This is a genomic window from Collinsella sp. CLA-ER-H4 (assembly GCF_040092395.1).
GTDB lineage: Bacteria > Actinomycetota > Coriobacteriia > Coriobacteriales > Coriobacteriaceae > Collinsella.
Genome location: NZ_JBBNLQ010000017.1, coordinates 1 through 22,158 on the forward strand (window position 1 = coordinate 1; position 22,158 = coordinate 22,158).

The following is a 22,158-nucleotide window of genomic DNA, read 5'->3' on the forward strand; positions in this document are numbered from 1 at the left end:
TACGCAGCCTAGCCGAAACGCACCGAGCAGACTGAAGCCCACCGGCCTAATGGCTTGGCGTCAGCATGCCGCGATTCGGTCGCACGAAGAGCATTTCCCAGTTGACAAAACTATAGGAACACCCCCCAATCTAGCAACGGTTCAGAGTCTACTAGATTGGGGGACGCGAGCCAAGTCGACAAGGGCAGTTAACCGGCGGCTATTCATGCCTCGATTTAGAACCGCTCGAGAATCTCCGCGGCGTTCTCTCGCAGATAGATATCTAGGTCCGGCACGGCAAACTGCACGTAGCCCCTCTGCGGAGCTTGAATAACCTCTCTTTGAAGCAGCTTAGCCCTAATAGAGCTGACCTCATTGGTCTTTTTACCCATGCGTTTAGCAATCTCAGATGATTTGGACTGCTGCTTATCCTCGCACATGGCCAAAAGGTATTTGATATCGTTGAGTCCAAGTCCAGAAATCGCGGGCTCGTGAACAACATCGTGAAAACGAGCCTCTGCCAGCGCAATGCCTTCGGTGACGTCGCCCTCGCTCACAATGGCACTTTTGGCACGATGCAAGTTGGCGCGTTGCCAAATGGAGTAACCGACCAGTTGCACCAGATAGGCATAGCCCTTAGTGGCCTTAGCGGCTCTCGACAGAAGATCGTCCTCTATGGTCAAACCAGTCGCGACAAAGCTATCGCCCATAGAGAGCGCTACCTCCACCTGGTTGATAGGCGCCAGATCTTCGGAGAGGGCACGACGCAAGAACGTAAGCGCCTTGCCGTTAATAAGATCCATAACGCCGGCGGGTAAGCCGGCAAAGGCAAGTGCGATATCTACTTATATCGAATAATATCGAGCTGTATAAGCTTGTATAAACTTATCGCGGAAGTATCGAGCTTTCATAATATGACTTAGTTAGTAGTCCACCATTGCTTTCTTCCAAGCTCATAGCGAAAGAAAGTTCAGGACTTCCTAAACCCATTGCCTTAGACCGAGAAATACTCACTCTCGGCAGATAGGTTTGGCCCCAACCACGGATCGCCATCGAGGAAGAACTCCGGCCAGCGCTGCATGAACAGTGCCTGCTCTCGCTTCCAGCGGCGCAGCTTTTCCTCGTTGGCCTCTTCCCTGCCGCGCGAGGTAAACTCGTAGTGGTACAGCTCGGCATAGGGCGTAAAGATGGTACGGTAGCCCGCCTCCCGCACACGGAGGCAAAAGTCCGCGTCGTTAAAGCCGACGGCGAACTCCTCGTTGTAGCCTCCGACCTGCTCAAACACGTCGCGACGAACCATCTGGCAGGCGCCCGTTACGGCGCTAAAGTTGCCGGGACGTACAGCACGGGCAAGGTATCCCTCGCGCTTTGCCGAGAAGTCCTGGTTGGCATGGGCAAGTGCGCCGCGCACGCCAACCAAAATGCCAGCATGCTGCACCAGATGATCGGCAAAATAGAGTTTGGCGCCCACCACGCCCGCATCGGGACGCATCAGATAGCCCATCATCTCTTCAATAAAGCCGGGGCTTATGACCTCGGTATCGTTGTTCAACAGCAGCAGATAGTCGCCCTTGGCATGCTCAACGCCAAAGTTGATGATCTGGGAGTAATTGAACTCGCCCGGCCACCACTCAACGCGCGCCGTGCCCTTGCCACCAGATGCAGCCGCTATGCGCTCCAGAAGGGTTTCGTAATACGCAAACGTCTCCGGGTCTTCGCTGTTGTTCTCCACCAAGACGATCTCGTAGTTGGCATACGTGGCCTTCTGGGCGATCGACATCACGCAGGCGTCGAGCGTCTCGACGTGATCCTTGGTGGGAATCACAATGCTCACCAGCGGCGCAGGCTTTGGCAGCGCATAGCGCATACGGTAGACAAACGGCGTCTCGGTCTCCTCGACCGTTCCGCAAATGCCCAGCGCGTTAAAGTGGCGCTGCAGCGCAAGGCGCCCGGCTTCAATAGCATACGGCTTACTATCGGCAGAACCGTCGGCGGTCGATCCCGGATGAACGCGCCAGTGATACAGCACATGCGCAACGTGCTCAAAGCGCGCGCCGGCTACAAGGCAGCGAAGCGTCAAGTCGTAGTCCTGGGCGCCCGCAACGTCTTCTGGGGACAAACCAATGTGATCGATGAGCGCCTTCTCCACCATCAGGAAATGCGTCACGCAGTTATGGCTATAGAGCAGGTCGACGTTGAGTACGGTCTTAAAGACCGGCTGGCCCCACTCCCCCGTTTTCTGGAATATGTCCTCATCGCAGAACAGGACCTGGGGACGCTCGCCCTCGGCCGCCTTATTCAGTGCGGAAACATACTGGAATAACGCGTCCGGTTCCAGAATGTCGTCATGGTCCAAGAACGCGACGTAGTCGCCCGTCGCTTGCTCAATACCTGCGTTGGTGTTGACCACAATGCCGCCGTTGCCGGGCAGCCCAATGCGACGAACGCGCTCGTCGTTGGCACTTGCCGCAAGATTGGCCACCGCATCCCATTCGGGCGAGGCGTCCATGAACAGCAATTCCCAGTTGTCATAGCTCTGGGCTATCACCGAGTCCAGCAGCTCGCGCAGGTAAACCCGATCAGTCTTGTAACACGGCACCACAATGCTCACGAGCGGCCTATAGGCAAAGGCCGCCGAAGCGACACGCTGGCACGCCAAATCGCCCGGCTTTGCGCGATGTTGCTCAAACCAACGTCGATAAGCTGCGTCATCAGCGCGTGCATCCTTCATGCGGTTCCAGCTGTCGTCGACCATGCCGTTGTGCAGGCGACCATCCATGGCGCAAAACCCGCTCTGGATCTGCTCTGTGGAATCGCTCACAATCGCGACAAAATCTCGTATATCTTGAGGCATCTCAACGCTCAGATACGTTTTATTGACACGGCATCCATTCTGCTGCGGCACATCGACCTGCGATTCAAACACATGCACGGTAGCATCGATGGCATTCATATGCGTATCGAAGATCTGAAGCTCAGGCGCGCACTGGGAGTCTCCCGCCCAGGTAACCTCATAGCGCCACACCGCGCCGGCGTCTGCCGGCAAATAGCGAATGGCATCGATCTCGTAGCGACCGCAGTGTTCACCACGCTGCGCATCGCGGATAAGTGCGCACAGCGCAGGCTTTGCTTTGTAGTTAATCTTGGATTCCAGCTTGGCCACGCGGCTATCGAGGCGAATGGAGCCCAACCTTTGGCCACCGGATGCAAAAACGACATTCATCGACGAGCCATCCAAAAACGGAAGCACCAAGACGGCGAGCTCGCGCTCGTAATCGGAAACGGAAGGGCAAAGCGCCAGCACGCGGCCGTGATCGACCGGGAGCACCAGCGACGGCACACAAGAGCCGCTCGTCGTCGCATGGGCAAACGCTTGAGAACCCTCCCGCTCAATAAGCGCGGCGACATCCTGACCGGCAAAACGAAGCAGCACAAAAAGACGGCCCTGGCTGCGGCAAAGTGCCAAACGCTTGATACTCATCTACACTTCTCGCTTTCCCAGGGCGTTCGCTGCCATGCGTTTGCAGGCGCCCAAGCGCCCAAACCTCAAGACGTCGTAATCGAACATGAGCTTTTTGCACTCACGGGCATTGGGGGCCTTGCTGGTAAGCGCTGCACGCACCATAGCAGCAACAGAAGGAGCGCATTGTGCGAGCGCAGCATCGCTGCCCACGGCAGAACCGGAAAGGGCCGCGGCGACGGCAGCAAACACCTTGCCGCAGTCCGAGCCCAGCAACCTGAGCGCATCGTACAGCACCAGATCGCAGAGGAAGTACGCCAGGTCATCGGCATGCTGAGCATCGAGACCGTCGCGCTGCCAGTCAGCCAGCACCGCGGAGTAAATCTTCACGTGCTCCAGCAGGCGCGTCTCGTCGTCATAGCGCATGGTGTCCATGAGCGAGCCCTTGCGCGCCACGCGGTAGTCATACAGCTTGTTCGAGATAAGCGCGGTCTTGTGCGAACGACCGTACACGGCAAAATCGAAGACCTGGTCTTCGCCATACTTAACGGTTTCGTCGAACACGATCCCGTTGCCCAGCAAAAACTCACGCTTGCAGGCGGTGCGCCATGCAAAGGGGCGAGATGCCTCCTTAAACAGCAGGTCGGTGCTATAGCCCGCAAATGACACATCGCGTGGGCTCAGCACATAGTTAAGCCACGGATACCCCGCCTCCAGCGGATACGGGTTCGCGCCAAAGGTCAAAACGTCGCAGTCCTCGCGCTCAAAGACATCGACGATCACGCGGCATGCATCGGGCGTAAATCGGTCGTCGGAATCCAAGAACGCGACGATAGGCGCCGTGGACGCGGCGATGCCTGCATTACGTGCACTCGACAGGCCGCCATTCTCCTTATCGACCAGCGTAAAGCGCGCGTCCTTTTCGCAATAGGCAGCCGCAATATCGCGCGAGCCATCCGGCGAGCCATCGTTGACCAGCACACCTTCCCAATCGGGCATGTCCTGCGCAAGCAGGGAGTCCAGGCACCAGGCCAGGCACTCCTCCACTTTATAGATGGGAACGACAACGGAAATCTTGGGGGTAGCCATAGTCACTCGCTCCTACTGTGCGGCCGGAACGTCATCAGGGTGCGGGTTGTCGCCGTAGGTGCGCTGATACGTCAGCACGCGCCAGACCAGCGGCAAGCCGCCAATCTTAAAGTAATGCTTAAACGTATTGAGCTTGCCCGGCTTCTTAAAGTCAAAGCGTGAATCGATATAGGCGCGGGACGACTTGACCATCAGGCGCAAGTCGGTCTCGCCACGCGGATCGAACAGCGACAGGTCAAAGCGACCGGCATCCCAATCGGCCTTGAGCTCGGGAGATGCCTTCTTCCAAAACTGCTCACGCAGCTCATCGACCAGGCGCTCATCATTCCAACGGTACGTATCGACCTTCATGCGCATTAAAATCCCCTGGAGCTGAGCCTTGAGCTCGGGACGCTCATCCAAAAAGCGCTGCATCTCGGCATATTCGTCGCATACGCAAAACACCTTGTTGGGCGAATTAACGGAGCTCTTCTCGTTATCCTGGCGATAGCACAAAATGGGGTCCGCAATAAACGCGGCGCGCTCGGCGCAAGCCCAAACCTTAAAGTTAAAGCCTGCGTCCTGATACGAGGCACCCGGCGTGGGAAGGAACCGAATCTGATTGTCGATGAGGAACTCGCGCCGATAGATGGCAGACCAAATGGAAGGCTTGCGGTAGAAGATACCCGGGCAATCGACGGGGCGATACGCGGCGCCCGTCATATGCTCGTCGATGATCCCAAACAGCTCACGGCGCTCGGTGGGCGTGGACCAATACAGGTAAAAGTCGCCCTTAACCACATCGACATGCTCAATATCGGCCTTGGCGACCAGCTTTTGGAGCGAATCCTCAAACATAAAGTCGTCGGACTCAAGGATGCCCACGTACTCACCGCGCGCCATCTCCAGGCCGCGGTTCATCGAGTCGCCGTAACCGCTGTTGGCCTTGTCGATCATCTTTACACGGGGGTCGCGCTCCATGTACTCGCGGATGATATCCGGCGAACTATCGGTGGAGCCGTCGTTGATACAGATAATCTCGATGTCCTTGAGCGTCTGCGCAACGGCGGAATCGAGGCACTCGCGCAGGTAGCGCTCAACATTGCAGATGGGGACAAGCAGCGAAACTTTAGGGGTATCAGAGTTCTGCAAGAGAACCTCCTGTTGAATAGCGTGTAACAGGGTTATTTTAGCAGCCGGGTTGCGGCGGGCGGCAGCGCTTGGAATTATATAAAGCGCTCCAGGCAGGCTTTGAGACCGCGAGTCGAAAGATAGAACAGCGTGGCATCTGCCATCGAAACGCCCGGGGTCGCCGCAACGAGCTTGTGGGCAACACGGCGAACGGCGCCCTTAGCAGGCATATCCGCCCACTCCGTTCCCAAAAACGTCGTGAGGTCCATGTTGACGCGAGCCGCCACGCGATGGAAGTCATCGGAATCCAAGCGCGCCAAATCAAACACGATAAGGTCCAGGAACCAGGTGATCAGCTCGCCGGGACACAGGTCCATAAGACCGTAGCCCGCCCAGTCCTCCAAGACCTCCTCGAGCATTCTCATATGGGCATCGAGCTTTTTGGCGCGAGCCTCGACACTGTTGAACTCGTGCGTCGCCGATTCGCTCTCCATCACGTAGTGGTAGAACTTGTCCGGCATGACGACGGTCCCGTGGGCAAGCGCATAAGCCGCAAATTGGAAGACGACGTCCTCGCCCAAAGCCAAACCGGGGGCGAAGCGAATGCCTTCGCGATTGAGCAGCTCGCGCGAAAAAGCCGCACGGCAGGCATAGGGCTGCGTATTCGAATGGAACAGCAGTTGGGGATCACGGGCGCCGAAGGTACCAGCTTTGGGGCTCATGAGTTGCTGGACGCGTTTGGGGGCAGCATCGGCAGGTTCACAGGCGCCGCCAAAAACGGCGGCCTCGGCATCCGCAGACTCCATGGCATGCAGCACGCGCTCGACCGTCTGGGCATCGATGTAATCGTCGGCGTCCACAAAAAAGACGGTCTCGCCCTCGGCGGCATCGATACCCGCATTTCGAGCACACGAGACGCCCGCGTTTTCCTGGTCAATCACCAGTACGCGATCGTCGGCCTGCGCGATCTGACGCAACGCGTTCAACGAATCATCAGTCGAACCGTCGTTGACGCAGACAACCTGAATCGAGCGCTCGGACTGGGCCAACAGCGAATCGAGGCATCGCTGAATGGAGCGCGACGAATTGTAGACGGGAACGACAATGGTCGCTTTGGGGGTCAAAGTCTCTCCCATGTCGACCTATCCCCTCAGCGATTCGATGAGGAAGGCAGCGACCACGCCTGGGCCTCCAACCGAGGCGTAATACTTAGCACGCCCCAAGGCACCATCCGTCGCAAAACTCGGATGCTCGTCAACCCAGCCCTCAGGATCTTTGAGGATGGCAGCGAGATTTGCGCGCTTCCACGGCTTGAGGTCGTCAAGCGAAAAGTCCCCGGCGTCCAAGGCCGCTTGGAACTCCTTGGCCATCTGAACCAGGAACTCCTTATAGAACTTAGGCGCCAGGCGCACGTAGTTCCACATGTACGAATCGTACTTAATGAGCTGATTGAACTTGAGCATGCGCGCGACATCGCCGCTTACGTGGTCGCGGGCATAATCCTCACGAATCCAACGCTCAATCTCGGCATACTCGGTATTGACGCAAAAGACCTTAGCCGAAGAATTGACCGAGGAGTTCTCGTTGTCCTGACGATACGAAAGCACGGCATCGTGCAGGTAAACGGCCTTGTCGGCGCAGGCAATCACCTTAAAGGCAAACGACGTGTCCTGAAAGGATGCTCCCGGAGTCGGCAAGAACTTGATGCCGTTGCGCTCAAGAAAATCGCGACGGTACACAGCCGACCAAATCGACGGTTTCTGCTTAAAGAACTGCGTCGTGTCGCTCGGGTGCACCGGCTTACCGCAGTCCTTGGCCTTAAACATCTCGTGCAGCGAACGGCGCTCCTCGGGCTTAGACCAGTAGAAATCAAAGTTCGCCTTCGCAAAGTCGGCATTATTGCTATCGGCGGCCGAGACAAGCTTTTCGAGTGCGTCGGGCGCCATAAAGTCATCGGACTCCAAGATGCCAACGTACTTGCCACGCGCCATCTCCAGACCGTGGTTCATCGAGTCGCCGTAGCCGCTGTTGGCCTTGTCGATCATCTTGACGCGCCTATCGCGCTCCATATACTCGCGGATAATCGCCGGCGAGTTGTCGGTCGACCCGTCGTTAATGCAGACGATCTCAATATCCTTGAGCGTCTGCGCCAGGGCGGAATCGAGGCACTCGCGCAGGTAGCGCTGAACATTGTAAATGGGAATAAGCAGCGACAGAACAGGGCTGCCAGAGGCGTTAGTAGACAAATGTGCTCCTTAGGAAATACCTGTCGTTTCATGGTATCAAAGGGTCAGCGCGCCAGCGGGCGTTTATATAATCTATGGAGCCTCTTGCGGGCAAAGCAGCCCCACGTCATGCGGCGGGCCCATGGCAGGTTCCTGCGTTTTATTCAAAGCTTGCCGTCAAGGTGCGCCGAGCCTTTACAATAAGACAGTCCCAAGGACGTATTCGATAGCTTCCGCGCAGCACTCGCCCGCCGCGCGTGAAAGGATATATTGCCCCATGCCTACAACCCTTCCCGCCCCCATCGATAAGCTCGCCATCGTCGTCGTTACGTACAAGCGCCAGGAACTCCTAGCCAACTTGTTCGACTCCATGACCGGGCTCACGGCAACGCCTTGGCGCATCGTAATTGTCGATAACGAGAATTCGCGCGAGACCGAGGCCATGTGCACCGCATTCAACGAGCGCTTGGCCAACCTGTGGGGCATCGACACCGAGCAGCCCGACGCGCAGGGCGGCACCGACCGTGTCATCTACGCCCCGCAGCTCGAAAACGGCGGCGGTGCGGGCGGCTTCTCCGCCGGCACTAAATGCGCCTATGACCTGGGCGCCCAGTGGTTCTGGGTCATGGACGACGACGTGCTCGTCATCCCTGAAGGCATCGAGCGCTTGGCCAAGTGGACCGACCGCTACGACGTCATCCAGGGTTCGCGCCTGGACTTCGACGGCGGCGGGTTCTTTTGGCAGTACCAACTGATCCTTTCGCTCGGCATTCCAAACCCTGTCGCCAAGTGGGATCTGGGTCCCGAGGGCTACCGCACCATGAACCAGCTGTGCTTTGAGGGCGGCATGTTCTCGCGCCGCGTGGTCGACAAGATTGGCCTGCCCGATGCGCGCTTCTTTATCTACGGCGACGATGCCTGCTACGGCTACGTGGCCAGCCAACACTTCCCCGCCGCCGTTGTTGCTGACGTGGTTCTCAAGCGCGCCCGCGCCGTCTCTAACTGGGATATCGCCGGCAAGCGCCAGCTCAACTCCACGAGCGACACCAACCGCTACTACATCATGCGCAACCGAGGCTTCCTCGCTCGCTATATGCAGATCTACGGTGACTACCACCCCATGCTGTTCCGCCTAGGCAATGCCGCGACCTTCTGCAAGGAATTCATTCGCCTGGCCGCGGTCGACAAGTGCTTTAAGACCGGCATTCCGGCGCTGCGCCGAGGCATGAAAGACGCCCGCAAGATCATCAAGGATCCCAACTGGAAGCCCATGCCGCCCATGAAGGACACCGAGTAACGGAAGCCGGAAACACCTCAGCGCTTAAAGCCGCTGGCACACCGTAGCCACATGCTGTCCATCAAACCCAAACCCCCAGCGCATGCGGCCAACTCCGGGTCGTGGCACACGGATTTCGTCGATGCCGTCGCGCTCTATGTCGAGTAGCGACTGCACGGCCAGCAATTCCAGGCCCAGCGCATCCACACCGGGGTCATACATCATGTTGATCGTTATCAGCGGGCGCTCGTCCAGCATGCCAATCGTATCTGCTACGTCGAACACAGCACCCGTAGGGAAAACCTGGATGTCCCAGCGACCTGCGCCACACTTTCGCCTCGAGGCAGGATTGGCATAGCCCGGCAAGCCAAAGCAGAGCCCCTGCAAGAGCAGATGATATGGCAGCGGCTTATCTGGGTCGGTCTCACCGATCCCCGCATCCCCCAGGATGCGGCTTAGCGCCCGCCTCACGGTATCCTCGTTCCCACGGCACAGCCCGTCGCGAAACGCATCGACGTCTCGAATGTCTTCGGCAGCGCACTCAAACCACTCAACAATCACTAGACGCAAGGCCTGGCGAAGCTCTTTATTGGGCAATCGCAAAGCACGGAGGCGATCGCCATGCTCTGGCTCCTCAGTCATATCCGTCGTGAGAAAACCGGACAGATACAGCGCTGTCCACATGCCATCGTCAGGCGAGACATCTAACTCTGCAGTGCCCAAACAAAGCGGGACCTCAGCGCACCCATGGGCCTCGAGCAAATCAAACAAGACCGAAAGGCGGTCGAGATTCCATCCGGCAACTACCCTACTCAGGCAATCGGCATATCCATACAGATCGGCACGCACAGGCGCCGTGCAGCCTCGGCCGAGAAAACCGATCACACGCGCTGGACTCGAGCAATAGACCCTGCCAAACCGATACCCCTCGAGCCATTCACGCGCATCATCAAGATATTCCTCGCGCCCAGCATGATTCAACAGAGCCTGGACCTCGGCATCCGAAAAGCCGAAACAACGGTCACACCAGGTCGAAAGCGGCGTCGTCAGACAATACGAGCAGCCGTGCAAAGAAACCGCCGCTTCAGCAGGTCCGGGACGCTCCCCCATCAAACACGTCAGCCGCAACGAATCGCGCGCAGCGGCAATGGCGTCGAACAGCACGCGATCGAATAGCCCTGCCGGATCAGCACCGGAAGCGCCCCTCGCGCTTGCACGGCCCAACCATGCCGCATCGTACCCATCAACGAGCAATACAACCTGCTCATCGCAGGCCATCTCCAGCAGCTCAATGAGCACGCCAAGCACCGAGGCGACCTCGTCCTCGCTCGCCGCGCCACGCGCAACACGTTCGATGTGACGCACCTTGTCTCGAGCTAAATCCGGAGCCTTCAAAAGCGCTAGCAGGCGGGCGCACTCGTCCGAAAGAGCATCGCGCACGACGTCGGCAATAGCGGCGCCACGCCTCGCAGCGCCAGAAAAATCCAGCGATATCACCGGATAGCAAGCGTACTCATCCCGATAACGCCCGCCGTCCGCATCCCAAATCTGAGCATCGGCAAACGGGCTCCGACCGGCGCGACCGACCGCGGGACGCTCCAGAAAAGCCCTGAGCATCGACAAGTTCATGCTCTTGCCAAAACCCTCGGGTCGACAGCACACCACAACGGACGCGTCGCAGTCCAACACATCGGCAATAAACATGGTCTTGTCGACCAGCGTGCAGCAACCAAGAGCCTCCGCATAGTCGTGCATGCCAATGGGCAAAGCCGCATCGTCGGCACAGCCGATCAAACGCACGCCAGAGCCGGCAGCACAACCATTATTTGCCTGTTCAGACACCAAAACGTTCCCCCTAAATCGCAACACGATGCCAATTGTAATGACCGCCTCGCGCGTACCGATGTCGCCGCGCGATCATATCGGGCAACGGTAGCAACAAGAGGTGTGAGGGGGCACAACTAATCGTTGCACAACAAAACGGGGCCCGATGCATTCGCACCGGACCCCGTCCCGACTCTTTAGTTATCTGGCAACTGAGAGTCTACTCCTCCGAGTCGTCCTCCCCAGAAGCTTTCTTCTGCTGATCGAGCTTATGCTTACCACTTACGATAGACGTAGCGCCCAGCGTGGCCAAGCTCGCGCTGGCAAGGCTCGCCATAACGATAAGGTCGCCCGTCTTGGGCATGTTACCGCCCGAAGTCTTAGTCGTTGTAGTGGTGGTTGTAGTGGTCACCGTCTTGGAGTCATTTTGCTCTTGGTTCTGGTTGTCGGTGTTGCCCTTACTGCTGTCCTCGCCCTGCTGCTTTCCGTCCTCGGTCTTGTCCTTGTTCTTGTCCTTCTCCTCAGATTCAGACTTCTTGTCCTCGTCCTTCTTCTGAGCGGACTTGTCGTCCTTCTCATCAGAGCTAGAACCCTTATCGGATTCAACCTTCTCGGAAGCCTTATCCTTGGAGTCGCCCTTTGCGGCTTCGGTCTTTTCCGTGGAAGCCTGATCAGAGTTGTCCTTGTTCTGGGCCGAGCCGTTATTGACGCCAGCCATCAGCGAAGAACCCAGCGTAGAACCAAGCTGCTCGGAGAAAGAAGGCTTCTTGTCCGGCGAAGCAACGGGAGCGTCCGGCGCCTTATTCGAGTCGTCCTTGGAAGCATCGGAATCAGGGGTTGCGTCAGAGCCAGAGCCGTTGTTAGAGCCGGTGTCAACGGACGAATCGCTCGAGCCGGTGGATGAGTTAGAGGTGTCAGCGTCGGTCGAACCAGAAGCGTCGCTGTCCGTATTGCCGGCAGAGCTTGAAGACGAATCGCCCGCAGCAGAGCCGTTCGAATTGGAGCCGTTCGAGGTAGAGCCGTCGTTGGTAGTGCCACCAGCAGAGCCATTACCGTCAGCATCGGTCGAGGGCGCATCCATCCTGTCATCGTTGGCATCGTCACTCGAGTCGTCATTCGAATCAGGTGTCGGCGAGGGCGCCGGTGTAGGCTCGGGCTGCACGGGCGTCGCAGCGGCAGCGGCCTCGTCCTCGGCGATATAAGCCAAGCAGTCCTTCAGCTCATTCTTATAACGGTTCTTCCAGCCCTCATGATACTGGGGCTGGCTCGAATACTTGGTGGCGACATTGTTGACCACGCTATTGGAGAGCGCCGTCACAAACTCACGGTCAGTCATATCATTAGAAAGATTCGCCCAGCGGAAGAAGTCCCTGCAGCCACCGGTGCCGCACATGTTGGTAATGCTCCACACCATGCCCTTGACGCAATCGGCACGGCCCGAAATATCAATACCAAGGCCGCTCTTGAGCCACGCCTCGGTCACCGCATAGTACGAGTTGTACGCATACGCATCCTGCAGAGCCGAAAACTCAGCAGGATCGGTGTTATAAGCACCCTGGAAGGCCTCCTGTGCAATACGGCCCAGCTCGGTAAGCTGGCCGTTCTCGTACATGGCATTGCTCGCGTTGGAAATCTCACTGCCGCGATCAATCGCATCCTTGAGCATGCCGTACTTGGCAGAATCGTAGTTGTAAACCTGCTTTATAAACGGAATGAGCGACCAACGGCGGTCGAACTGGTAATAGCCCAGCGCGTTATAACCGTCGCCATACGAAAAGCCCTGGTTGTAGTTGCCATGGCTCTCGTACTTGGTAAAGTACTTCATCTCGGGAGTCACGTTTACAAACGAAACGCCCTGGACCGACCTCAGCACGCCCGAGAAGGACTGCTGGGTGTAGAGGCCTTTGTCGATATCGGTGGCATCCGAGGCAACGCCCGGCGTGGGCTCCTCGGCAGCGGCGGGCGCGGGCGCGGTAACGGCGCCAAACGAAAGCGCCAGCGTCAGGCCCGCGACAATAGCAGAATGCTTGGGCTGCATAAGATCCTCCCTGCATTGGTATAGTTAAAGTGCAGTTTGCAAAGATAGAAATAAGTATTGCAGCTCGCCCGTTGTTGCACAACAACCCCTCGGTAAACGGCAACAACCCTCCGCGAAATCTTAAGGAATTGCGCTCAACCTACAGCTTAATGTCAAAGTTGATCTCGGGGACGGCGGCCAGGTCGGCCAACGTCACGCCGTCAACATAGTTCTCGATGACCTCGTCCAAGCCGCGCCAGAACTTGACGGTGGAACACAGGTCGCTGCGGGCGCAGCTGTTGTCGATGCCATCGCACGCCACCGGAGCCGTGCTGCCCTCGACGGCACGCAGGATGTCGCCGGCACGCACCTCGGCTGGATCCTTGGCCATCATATAGCCGCCGCCCTTGCCGCGCACGCTCTTAAGCAGGCCCGCCTTCATAAGCGGACGAACCAGCTGCTCCAAATACTTTTGTGAGATATGCTCGCGGTCGGCAACCTCGCGCAGGGCAATCTTGCCCTCGGCGTCGCCCAGCGCCGCGATATAGATCATCAGTCGGAGGGCATAGCGGCCCTTGGAAGAAATGAGCATACCTACCCTCCCATCGCATCTGGGACAACATAACCAGCTTTGTTTGTCCCAAATCTTAAGTAAATGGGACAAACACAACAGGTTATTTTGTCCCAGAATTTGAAAAGTCGAGTGGATTAGTCGGGTTTTCCCTTGACTAACGCCGAACCCATAGTAACTTTATTCCGAGAAGATTCCTAGGGTTTAGTACACCTATGAGTACACCATATACAGAGAGGGACAGCATGAGCGCAAATCCGCTGCTTTCCATCGAAGGTCTGACCGCCTCCGTGGACGAGAAGACCATCCTCCACAACGTCAACCTCAACGTCGCCGCCGGCGAGACCCACGTGCTGATGGGACCCAACGGCGCCGGCAAGTCCACCCTCGGCCACCTGGTCATGGGCGACCCCGTTTACACGGTCAACGACGGCCACATCGTCTTTGACGGCCAGGACATCACCGAGCTCACCACCGACAAGCGCTCGCGCGCCGGCCTGTTCCTGAGCTTCCAGGCCCCGGTCGAGATTCCGGGCGTGCCGCTGTCGAGCTTTTTGCGCGCCAGCATCGCCGGCCGCCCCGGCCTGGAGATGAAGGGCAAGGAGTTCCGCCGTCGCGTCAAGGAGCTCGCGGCCGAGCTCAACATGGATACCGCCTACCTCAACCGCGAGCTGGGCGTGGGCTTCTCAGGCGGCGAGAAGAAGAAGGTCGAGATGCTCCAGCTTCTGCTGCTGCAGCCCAAGCTCGCCATCCTGGACGAGACCGACTCTGGTCTGGACGTCGACGCGCTTTCCACCGTCAGCCACGGCATGGACGCCTACCGCAGGAGCTGCGACGGCTCCATGCTCATCATCACGCACAACACGCGCATCTTGGAGCACCTGGATGTCGACCGCGTCCACGTTATGGTCAAGGGCCACATCGTGCGCGAGGACGACGCCTCACTGATCCCTTGGATCGACAAGAACGGCTTTGAGACCTTCGAGCGCGAGGCCGCCGAGCAGCGCGCCCAGACCGAGGCCGCCGCTGCCGAGCAGCAGGCGTAAAGGGGCGACGCAATGACCAAGAACCGCACCGAGGTCGCGGACATCGACCGCAGCCTCTACGACTTCACCTATGGCGAGGAGGGATTCGAGCGCCTCGACGCCGGTATCACGCCCGACATCGTGCGCGAGATCAGCGCCAAAAAGGACGAGCCGCAGTGGATGCTCGACCTGCGCCTCAAGTCCCTCGAGATTTTTAATCGTTTTCCCGACCCGACGTGGGGCCCCTCCATCGAGGGCCTGGACATGGACAACATCGTCACCTACGTCAAGCCCAACACCGACCAAAAGCACGACTGGGAGTCGGTGCCCGACGACATCAAGAACACCTTTGAGCGCCTGGGCATCCCCGAGGCCGAGCGCAGCTACCTGGCAGGCGTCGGCGCGCAGTACGACTCCGAGCTCGTCTACCACAACATGCAGGACACCGCCTCCAAGATGGGCATCGTCTACTCCGGCATCGAGGAGGCCCTGCACGACCCGCAGTGGGAACCGCTCATCCACGAGAAGTTTATGACGCTCATCCCGCCCACCGACCACAAGTTTGCGGCCCTGCACGGCGCCGTATGGTCGGGCGGCTCATTTGTCTACGTGCCCAAGGGCACCAAGCTCGATTTCCCGCTGCAGAGCTACTTCCGCCTTAATGCCAAGGGCGCCGGCCAGTTTGAGCACACGCTCATCATTGTCGAGGACGACGCTGACCTGCACTTTATCGAGGGCTGCTCCGCGCCCAAGTACAACGTGGCCAACCTACACGCCGGCGCCGTCGAGCTCTTTGTGGGCAAGCGTGCGCACCTGCGCTACTCGACCATCGAGAACTGGTCCAAGAACATGTACAACCTCAACACCAAGCGTGCGCGCGTGGACGAGGACGGCGACATCGAGTGGATCAGCGGCTCCTTCGGCAGCCACGTGGGCTACCTCTACCCCATGAGCGTGCTCAACGGCCGCCGCGCCCGGTCTAGCTTTACCGGCATCACCTTTGCCGGCGCCGGGCAGAACCTCGACACCGGCTGCAAGGTCGTGCTCAACGCGCCTGAGACCTCGGCAACCGTCGAGACCAAGGGCATCTCCAAGAGCGGCGGCATCCAGACGTTCCGCAGCTCTATCGTGGCCACGCCCAAGGCCGAGGGCTCCAAGGCAACCGTGAGCTGCCAGTCGCTGATGCTCGACGACCAAAGCCGCTCCGACACTATTCCGGCCATGGACATCCGCGCCAAGAACGTCGACATCGGCCACGAGGCCACCATCGGCCGCATCGGCGACGATAAGGTGTTCTACCTGATGAGCCGCGGTATCTCGGAGGAAGAAGCCCGTACCATGATCGTCAACGGCTTTGCCAACCCGGTCTCCAAGGAGCTGCCGCTGGAGTACGCCGTCGAGATGAACAACCTGATCAAGCTCGAGATGGAAGGAGCGATCGGATAATGATACAGACCACGAACACCGCTGCTACCACCCTTGAGCAGGTCAATGCGATGCCTGCGGCGACTTGGGGCTGGCTGAAGATGAATCAGACCAAGCTTGAGCTCTCTGACGAGCTTGCCGCCGCTCCCGCCGAGACCGTTAAGGTTGAGGGCTTGGACGAGCAGTTTGCTGGCGTGGCAGACGCGTTCGACGCCGCCATGGACGCCATGGCCGAGCGCTTCCCCGAGCGCCGCGCCTCCGCCCCTGGTGATGCCGCCGACCGCGCCCGCATCACACCCGAGACCGAGCTTGACGTGCCCGCCACCTCCATCTACCAGGCCGGTGCCATCAAGCTCGAGGAGGAGCTCTCCCCTGCTGAAGCCTTCAAGACCGGCATGGGCGAGGCTGCCTACACCTACTTGGCCGACCACGCCGCCAAGCGCATCGTCATCGATGTGCCCGCATACAAGCACGCTACGGTTACCGTGCGCGTGAGCGGTGTCGATGCAGCCGCGGCCATCGCCGCCATCGATGTCGTCGCCCGTCCGCAGGCAACGCTCGACCTACGCATAGCCCTGGACTCCCCCGTTGCCGGCCAAGGCGTCGTGGGCTCCGTGCTACGCGTGTGCGCCCACGAGTACGCCACCGTCAACGTGACCTGCACGCAGACGCTCGACGATAGCTGGATCGCGCTCGACGACACCGGCCTGTTCCTGGACGAGGGCGCGCGCGTCAACGTGCAGCACACCGTCCTGGGTGCCGGCGCCAGCGCCACCGGCCTTGCCGGCGACCTGCTGGGCGATACCGCAAAGGTCACCATCGATACTGACTACCTTGGCGCCCGCGAGCAGGTGCGCGACTTTAACTACGAGCTGCGCCACCGCGGTCGCAAGACCGAGTGCGAGATCGACGCCAACGGCGTGCTGACCGGCGCGTCCAAGAAGGTCTACCGCGGCACCATCGACCTCGTGCACGGCTGCAAGGGTGCAACCGGCACCGAGCGCGAGACGGTGCTTTTGGCCAACAAGGGCGTCGACAACAAGACCGTTCCCGTCATTCTCTGCGACGAGGACGACGTCGCCGGCAACCACGGCGCCACCATCGGTCACGTCCGCGACGAGCAACTGTTCTACCTCGCCTGCCGAGGCCTTGACCAAAACGCCGCCGAGGACCTGTTCATCCGCGCCAAGCTGGAGGACGCCGCGCTTTCCGCCACCGACGAGCGCACCCGCGCCGCCGTCGTCCGCCTGGGCAACAACCTGATCGACAACTTTGAAGAGGAGCTCGCATGATCGACACCGAGCACGTTAAATGCGACACCTGTACTGCCCCCGAGCCCATGGAGCTCGACGCCAGCGACGAGGCTTCGCGCGGCTGGCCCACTGTGGACATCGAGACCAACCCCTACAAGGGCCAGTTCCCTCTGTTCCAGCAGCACCCCGAGATCGCCTTCCTCGATAGCGCCGCCACCGCGCAGCGCCCTGCCTGTGTGCTTGACGCCGAGCGCGACTTCTATCAGCGCATGAACGCCAACCCCCTGCGCGGCCTGTACTCGCTGTCCGTCGAGGCCACCGACGCTATCGCGAAGGTGCGCCAGCAGATCGCCGACCTCATCGGCGCTTCCCAGGCCAACGAAATCGTCTTCACCCGCAACACGAGCGAGTCGCTCAACCTGGTCGCCAAGAGCTTTGCACCCACGGTGCTCGAGCCCGGTGACGAGGTCGTCATCACCATCATGGAGCACCACTCCAACCTGATCCCGTGGCAGCAGGTCTGCCGCGAGACCGGCGCCAAGCTCGTCTACCTCTACCCCACCAAGACCGGCCTGCTCACCACCGAGGAGGTTCTTGCCAAGGTGGGTCCCAAGACCAAGATCCTGGCCGTGGGACAGGTCTCCAACGTGCTGGGCGTCGAGAACCCAGTCAAGAACCTCGGCAAGCTCGTGCACAAGTACGGCGGCTATCTGGTCGTCGACGGCGCACAGTCGCTTCCGCACATGCCGGTCGATGTGGCCGACTTGGGAGCCGACTTCTTTGCCTTTAGCGCGCACAAGGCCATGGGCCCCATGGGCATCGGCGTGCTGTGGGGCAAGATGGGCCTGCTCAACGCCATGCCGCCCATGCTCACCGGCGGCGAGATGATCGACTCGGTCACCGAGCAGGACGCCGTCTGGGCTCCCGTCCCCGAGAAGTTCGAGGCCGGCACGCAGGACGCCGCCGGCATCTTCGCCACGGGCGCGGCGCTTGATTACCTGGTCAACACGGTAGGCTACGAAAACATCCAGGCACGCGAGCAGGCACTCGTCCACTACCTGATGCGCGAGCTCATGCAGCTCGACTTTGTCCAGATCATCGGCTCCATCTATTGGGACAACCACCACGGCGTTGTGAGCTTTAACGTCAAGGGCATCCATCCGCACGACGTCGCGAGCATCATGGACATGGACGGCGTCTGCATCCGCGCCGGCCACCACTGCGCGCAGCCGCTGCTCACCTGGCTGGGCGTCGAGAACCTCGCCTGCTGCCGCGCCAGCGTGGCCTTCTACAACGACAAGGCCGATATCGACAAGTTCATCGCCGGCCTGCATCACGTTTGGAGCACGTTCAATGGGTAATCTGTACACCTCCACCACGTTTATGGAGCACAACTCGCACCCCGACTATAAATACGAGATGGATGCTCCCACGCACGAGCACGACGGCATCAACCCCAGCTGCGGCGACGAGCTCACCTTGCAGCTGCGCGTCGAGAACGGCGTGATCGAGGAGGCCTCCTTTACCGGTCATGGCTGCGCCATCAGCCAGGCCAGCGCCGACATCATGGCCGACCTCATCACCGGCGAGACCGTCGAGGAAGCTCGCCGCCTAGCAGAGCTCTTCCTCGCCATGATCCGCGGCGAGCAGCTCTCCGAGGAGGACCTGGAAGACCTGGACGAAGCCGCCCAGCTCCAGGACATCTCGCACATGCCCGCCCGCGTCAAATGCGCCGAGCTCGCCTGGCGCACCCTCGACGGCATGCTCGAGGGGCAAAATAATCAGTAGTACTTGTCCCAAATCTTAAGATTTTTGTTGGCCGAATCGCTTGACAAGAGTGGTTCGGCCATTTTCTATTCCGAGAGCTCAGCCTGTGCCGTCACCCGCGCATAAGCACGCACAATACGAGAGACGCTACTTTTTCCAATCCCGGTATAGCGCTCAATCTGGCGCACCGTGAAACCGGCATCGTGCAATCCAACAATAACGGTATCACGCTGCGCAGGCGGTGCGTCTTTAACCCCATGGAGCGGAGCCCCGAGGCTCTTCGCCATCTTGTCGGCAAAGGCGTGGCGTTCCCACTCTGTCTCTTTCATATCGCACAGCGCCGGCTCGCTACCGTCGGGCGTCGAAAGCGAATAGGCAATAAAGCCCTCGGCAGAACCAAAAAGTTCAAGCACGCAAGAAGGATCAGAAAATCCCCTCGCGGCATCGGCCGCATCACAGTCGTAAGAGCGCAGATGTTCCGCAAAGCTGCTCCAGGGATAACGCTCGATTAGGCTAACGCCCACCTCCTGCGGATCGGCGTGTACGGAGCGAATAGCCTCCATCACCTGCCAATCGATATCGAGCGAACGCCGGTCAAAACGGTTCTGGAACAGATGACCTGTGCGCCCCATGCGCTTATTGAACCGCCGCGCGTACGTCAAAAGCAGCCGGTGCATCGCCGCGCTCATCCTGTCCTCGTAATCTGCAAGCACCAAATGCACGTGATTGCCCATAAGGCACCAGGCGATAACCGTCACACCCTCCTCGCGGCAGCACTCGCGCATCAGCTCCAAAAACTCCCACCGGTCGTCATCGCCCTCAAAGATGAGCCGCTTGCCCGTACCGCGGGCACAGACATGGTAAAAGCCGGTAACCGTTCTCCAAACGCGCTGCATGGCGCTCCCTTCGCCGGGATCTGCTTGCCATCCAATACAGCACGATTGAAGCGTGCCATCAAAACATTCACGCAAAACAATACACTCGCGCGGCCAAAGGCAGTAATCAGGCGGCGAACGGCACCGTTGCAACAGGTCAACCCCCGCAATGCTTACAAGAGCTGACCAATAGCTTGCCCAAGACGGACCCCCTCTACGGAAGTTCGCGACCACAGAACATAGAGTTAAACCGTTTCAATTAAAACTTCCGGACTTCTCGCTACGAAAACTGAGCCGTTCGCCGAATATTCCGTGCATTTCGCGGTATTATAGGGGCTGCATGTCATGTCCCTTTCGAAGGGTCGCCCGGCAATCGCCAGCCACGACCCCCAGACGGGACGCCAACACGATAGAGAGGAGAGGCATGCAGTACTCACAGGAAGTGGAGAACATGTGCCCCGTTGCCAAGGGTGCATACCACGGCCCCGCACCCATCCCCGAGGAGGGCAAGTGGGTCCAGGCTAAGGAGATTTCCGACATCTCCGGTCTTACGCACGGTGTGGGTTGGTGCGCACCTCAGCAGGGCGCCTGCAAGCTCACGCTGAACGTCAAGGACGGCATCATCGAGGAGGCCCTCGTTGAGACCATCGGCTGCTCGGGCATGACCCACTCTGCCGCCATGGCTTCCGAGATCCTTCCCGGTAAGACCATCCTCGAGGCCCTCAACACCGACCTCGTCTGCGACGCCATCAACGTTGCTATGCGCGAGATCTTCCTGCAGATCGTTTACGGCCGCAGCCAGACCGCGTTCTCCGAGGGCGGCCTGCCCGTGGGCGCCTCCCTCGACGACCTCGGCAAGGGCCTTCGCTCTCAGGTCGGCACCATGTTCGGCACCAAGGCCAAGGGCGCTCGTTACCTCGAGCTCGCTCAGGGCTACGTCACCCGCATGGCTCTCAACGACAAGAACGAGATCATCGCATTCGAGTTCCTGAACCTCGGCAAGTTCACCGACGCCGTCAAGGCCGGCAAGACCCCCGAGGAGGCCATCGCTGGCGCTATGGGCCACTATGGTCAGTGGGAAAACGCTGCCAAGTACATCGACCCGCGCACCGACGAGGAGACTCACTCCGTCGCCAGCGTGTTCCCGGTTCACGAGTAGAAAGGGAGGGAAATAACTATGACTGTTACGTTCGAAGGTTACGAGCGCCGCGCTGACAAGATCAACAAGTGCCTCGCCGACAACGGCATCGCCTCCCTCGAGGAAGCTCTGCAGATCTGCACCGACAAGGGCTTCAACCCGCGTGAGATCGTCAACAACACCCAGTCCATCGCCTTCCAGAACGCCGAGTGGGCCTACACCCTCGGTTGCGCTCTCGCTGTCAAGCGTGGCGCCAAGTCCGCTTCTGAGGCTGCCGCCATCATCGGCGAGGGCATCCAGGCCTTCACCGTTCCCGGCTCCGTCGCCGAGGACCGCAAGGTCGGTCTGGGCCACGGCAACCTGGGCGCTATGCTGCTCTCCGACGACACCGAGTGCTTCGCCTTCCTGGCCGGTCACGAGTCCTTCGCTGCCGCTGAGGGTGCTATCGGCCTGGCTCTGAACGCCAACAAGGCTCGCAAGAAGCCGCTGCGCGTCATCCTCAACGGTCTGGGCAAGGACGCTGCTCAGATCATCGCCCGCATCAACGGCTTCACCTACGTGAAGACCCAGTTCGACTACTTCACGGGCGAGCTCAAGGTCGTCGAGACCATCCCCTACTCCGATGGTCCCCGCGCCGCCGTCAACTGCTACGGCGCCGACGACGTCCGCGAGGGCGTTGCCATCATGTGGCACGAGAACGTCGACATCTCGATCACCGGTAACTCCACCAACCCCACGCGCTTCCAGCACCCCGTCGCTGGCACCTACAAGAAGGAGCGCCTCGAGGCTGGCAAGAAGTACTTCTCCGTCGCTTCTGGTGGCGGCACTGGCCGTACCCTGCACCCGGACAACATGGGCGCCGGCCCTGCCTCTTACGGCATGACCGACACCATGGGCCGCATGCACTCCGACGCCCAGTTCGCCGGTTCTTCCTCCGTGCCTGCGCACGTCGACATGATGGGTCTCATCGGCATGGGCAACAACCCCATGGTCGGTGCCACCGTCGCCTGCGCTGTCGCCGTCGAGGAGGCCCTCAAGGCCTAATCGCGCCCGCGCGATGCTCATATAGTTGAGCTTTGGAGCCGCTACCCACCCGGGTAGCGGCTCTTTTTGTTTGCGCTGTC

Annotated in this window: 18 protein-coding genes; 8 read left to right on the top strand and 10 right to left on the bottom strand. The window is 59.6% G+C overall.

Translation table 11 applies throughout. The annotated features are described in order from the left end of the window. Nucleotides 1–215: 215 nt before the first annotated feature. From AAAX34_RS08895 to AAAX34_RS08920, 6 genes are all read right to left on the bottom strand, one after another. The gene (locus tag AAAX34_RS08895) at nt 216–782 is read right to left on the bottom strand and encodes a hypothetical protein (protein WP_187360521.1); all 567 of its coding nucleotides are present in this window, start codon (nt 780–782) and stop codon (nt 216–218) included. Between the two features lie 191 nt (nt 783–973). After that, entirely contained in the window at nt 974–3,460 is a 2,487-nt protein-coding gene (locus AAAX34_RS08900; protein ID WP_349110965.1) for a glycosyltransferase family 2 protein, read from the bottom strand. Further along, nucleotides 3,461–4,528 (bottom strand): glycosyltransferase, encoded by a 1,068-nt coding sequence (locus AAAX34_RS08905; protein WP_349110967.1) that lies wholly within the window; start codon nt 4,526–4,528, stop codon nt 3,461–3,463. Between the two features lie 12 nt (nt 4,529–4,540). Beyond that, the gene (locus tag AAAX34_RS08910; protein WP_161115974.1) at nt 4,541–5,659 is read right to left on the bottom strand and encodes a glycosyltransferase family 2 protein; all 1,119 of its coding nucleotides are present in this window, start codon (nt 5,657–5,659) and stop codon (nt 4,541–4,543) included. 74 nt (nt 5,660–5,733) lie between these two features. Continuing rightward, nucleotides 5,734–6,774 (bottom strand): glycosyltransferase family 2 protein, encoded by a 1,041-nt coding sequence (locus AAAX34_RS08915; RefSeq protein WP_161115975.1) that lies wholly within the window; start codon nt 6,772–6,774, stop codon nt 5,734–5,736. A gap of 6 nt (nt 6,775–6,780) precedes the next feature. Next, a complete protein-coding gene (locus AAAX34_RS08920) occupies nt 6,781–7,884 on the bottom strand; it encodes a glycosyltransferase (protein ID WP_055252279.1) in 1,104 nt (367 codons plus the stop codon). A gap of 256 nt (nt 7,885–8,140) precedes the next feature. Between AAAX34_RS08920 and AAAX34_RS08925 the strand changes: the two genes are divergently transcribed. Further along, entirely contained in the window at nt 8,141–9,160 is a 1,020-nt protein-coding gene (locus AAAX34_RS08925; protein ID WP_349110968.1) for a glycosyltransferase, read from the top strand. A gap of 24 nt (nt 9,161–9,184) precedes the next feature. Here AAAX34_RS08925 and AAAX34_RS08930 read toward each other — a convergent pair whose 3' ends face one another. The 3 genes from AAAX34_RS08930 to AAAX34_RS08940 form a co-directional block, all read right to left on the bottom strand. Further along, nucleotides 9,185–10,981, bottom strand: a complete 1,797-nt coding sequence (locus tag AAAX34_RS08930; RefSeq protein ID WP_349110969.1) for an AAA family ATPase — start codon at nt 10,979–10,981, stop codon at nt 9,185–9,187. A gap of 202 nt (nt 10,982–11,183) precedes the next feature. Further along, the gene (locus AAAX34_RS08935) at nt 11,184–13,001 is read right to left on the bottom strand and encodes a hypothetical protein (protein WP_349110970.1); all 1,818 of its coding nucleotides are present in this window, start codon (nt 12,999–13,001) and stop codon (nt 11,184–11,186) included. Between the two features lie 139 nt (nt 13,002–13,140). Then, entirely contained in the window at nt 13,141–13,572 is a 432-nt protein-coding gene (locus tag AAAX34_RS08940; protein WP_022094822.1) for an Rrf2 family transcriptional regulator, read from the bottom strand. Nucleotides 13,573–13,796: 224 nt separating this feature from the next. Here AAAX34_RS08940 and sufC point away from each other — a divergent pair, with 224 nt between their 5' ends. From sufC to sufU, 5 genes are read left to right on the top strand one after another with little or no spacing between them, the layout of a single operon-like run. After that, nucleotides 13,797–14,597 (top strand): Fe-S cluster assembly ATPase SufC, encoded by an 801-nt coding sequence (gene sufC, locus AAAX34_RS08945; RefSeq protein ID WP_349110972.1) that lies wholly within the window; start codon nt 13,797–13,799, stop codon nt 14,595–14,597. Between the two features lie 12 nt (nt 14,598–14,609). Further along, the gene (gene sufB, locus AAAX34_RS08950) at nt 14,610–16,022 is read left to right on the top strand and encodes a Fe-S cluster assembly protein SufB (RefSeq protein ID WP_022094821.1); all 1,413 of its coding nucleotides are present in this window, start codon (nt 14,610–14,612) and stop codon (nt 16,020–16,022) included. Continuing rightward, nucleotides 16,022–17,293: a SufD family Fe-S cluster assembly protein gene (locus tag AAAX34_RS08955; RefSeq protein WP_349110974.1), complete on the top strand. Its 1,272-nt coding sequence runs from the start codon at nt 16,022–16,024 to the stop codon at nt 17,291–17,293. The genes sufB and AAAX34_RS08955 overlap by 1 nt, the downstream gene beginning before the upstream one ends. Beyond that, nucleotides 17,290–18,615, top strand: a complete 1,326-nt coding sequence (locus AAAX34_RS08960; protein ID WP_349110975.1) for a SufS family cysteine desulfurase — start codon at nt 17,290–17,292, stop codon at nt 18,613–18,615. Before AAAX34_RS08955 ends, AAAX34_RS08960 begins: the two co-directional genes overlap by 4 nt. Further along, on the top strand, nt 18,608–19,042 hold the full coding sequence (gene sufU / locus AAAX34_RS08965; protein WP_349110976.1) for a Fe-S cluster assembly sulfur transfer protein SufU: 435 nt from the start codon (nt 18,608–18,610) through the stop codon (nt 19,040–19,042). Before AAAX34_RS08960 ends, sufU begins: the two co-directional genes overlap by 8 nt. 65 nt (nt 19,043–19,107) lie before the next feature. On the opposite strand, the gene AAAX34_RS08970 is transcribed toward sufU, so the two are convergent. Further along, on the bottom strand, nt 19,108–19,917 hold the full coding sequence (locus AAAX34_RS08970) for a transposase (RefSeq protein WP_349110977.1): 810 nt from the start codon (nt 19,915–19,917) through the stop codon (nt 19,108–19,110). Nucleotides 19,918–20,320: 403 nt separating this feature from the next. Between AAAX34_RS08970 and AAAX34_RS08975 the strand changes: the two genes are divergently transcribed. Together AAAX34_RS08975 and AAAX34_RS08980 are read left to right on the top strand one after the other, a co-directional pair. Next, entirely contained in the window at nt 20,321–21,055 is a 735-nt protein-coding gene (locus tag AAAX34_RS08975) for a nitrogen-fixing protein NifU (RefSeq protein WP_006235554.1), read from the top strand. Nucleotides 21,056–21,073: 18 nt separating this feature from the next. Next, the gene (locus AAAX34_RS08980) at nt 21,074–22,078 is read left to right on the top strand and encodes a GGGtGRT protein (protein ID WP_006235553.1); all 1,005 of its coding nucleotides are present in this window, start codon (nt 21,074–21,076) and stop codon (nt 22,076–22,078) included. The last annotated feature ends 80 nt before the right edge of the window (nt 22,079–22,158 follow it).

Excerpts from the sequence above, each read along its gene's own strand:
- sufC (WP_349110972.1), top strand. The coding sequence starts at position 13,797 with ATGAGCGCAAATCCGCTGCTTTCCATCGAAGGTCTGACCGCCTCCGTG.
- AAAX34_RS08975 (WP_006235554.1), top strand. The coding sequence starts at position 20,321 with ATGCAGTACTCACAGGAAGTGGAGAACATGTGCCCCGTTGCCAAGGGT.
- AAAX34_RS08900 (WP_349110965.1), bottom strand. The coding sequence starts at position 3,460 with ATGAGTATCAAGCGTTTGGCACTTTGCCGCAGCCAGGGCCGTCTTTTT.
- AAAX34_RS08915 (WP_161115975.1), bottom strand. The coding sequence starts at position 6,774 with ATGGGAGAGACTTTGACCCCCAAAGCGACCATTGTCGTTCCCGTCTAC.
- sufB (WP_022094821.1), top strand. The coding sequence starts at position 14,610 with ATGACCAAGAACCGCACCGAGGTCGCGGACATCGACCGCAGCCTCTAC.
- AAAX34_RS08960 (WP_349110975.1), top strand. The coding sequence starts at position 17,290 with ATGATCGACACCGAGCACGTTAAATGCGACACCTGTACTGCCCCCGAG.
- AAAX34_RS08935 (WP_349110970.1), bottom strand. The coding sequence starts at position 13,001 with ATGCAGCCCAAGCATTCTGCTATTGTCGCGGGCCTGACGCTGGCGCTT.
- AAAX34_RS08970 (WP_349110977.1), bottom strand. The coding sequence starts at position 19,917 with ATGCAGCGCGTTTGGAGAACGGTTACCGGCTTTTACCATGTCTGTGCC.
- AAAX34_RS08925 (WP_349110968.1), top strand. The coding sequence starts at position 8,141 with ATGCCTACAACCCTTCCCGCCCCCATCGATAAGCTCGCCATCGTCGTC.
- AAAX34_RS08895 (WP_187360521.1), bottom strand. The coding sequence starts at position 782 with ATGGATCTTATTAACGGCAAGGCGCTTACGTTCTTGCGTCGTGCCCTC.
- AAAX34_RS08955 (WP_349110974.1), top strand. The coding sequence starts at position 16,022 with ATGATACAGACCACGAACACCGCTGCTACCACCCTTGAGCAGGTCAAT.
- AAAX34_RS08940 (WP_022094822.1), bottom strand. The coding sequence starts at position 13,572 with ATGCTCATTTCTTCCAAGGGCCGCTATGCCCTCCGACTGATGATCTAT.
- AAAX34_RS08905 (WP_349110967.1), bottom strand. The coding sequence starts at position 4,528 with ATGGCTACCCCCAAGATTTCCGTTGTCGTTCCCATCTATAAAGTGGAG.
- sufU (WP_349110976.1), top strand. The coding sequence starts at position 18,608 with ATGGGTAATCTGTACACCTCCACCACGTTTATGGAGCACAACTCGCAC.
- AAAX34_RS08980 (WP_006235553.1), top strand. The coding sequence starts at position 21,074 with ATGACTGTTACGTTCGAAGGTTACGAGCGCCGCGCTGACAAGATCAAC.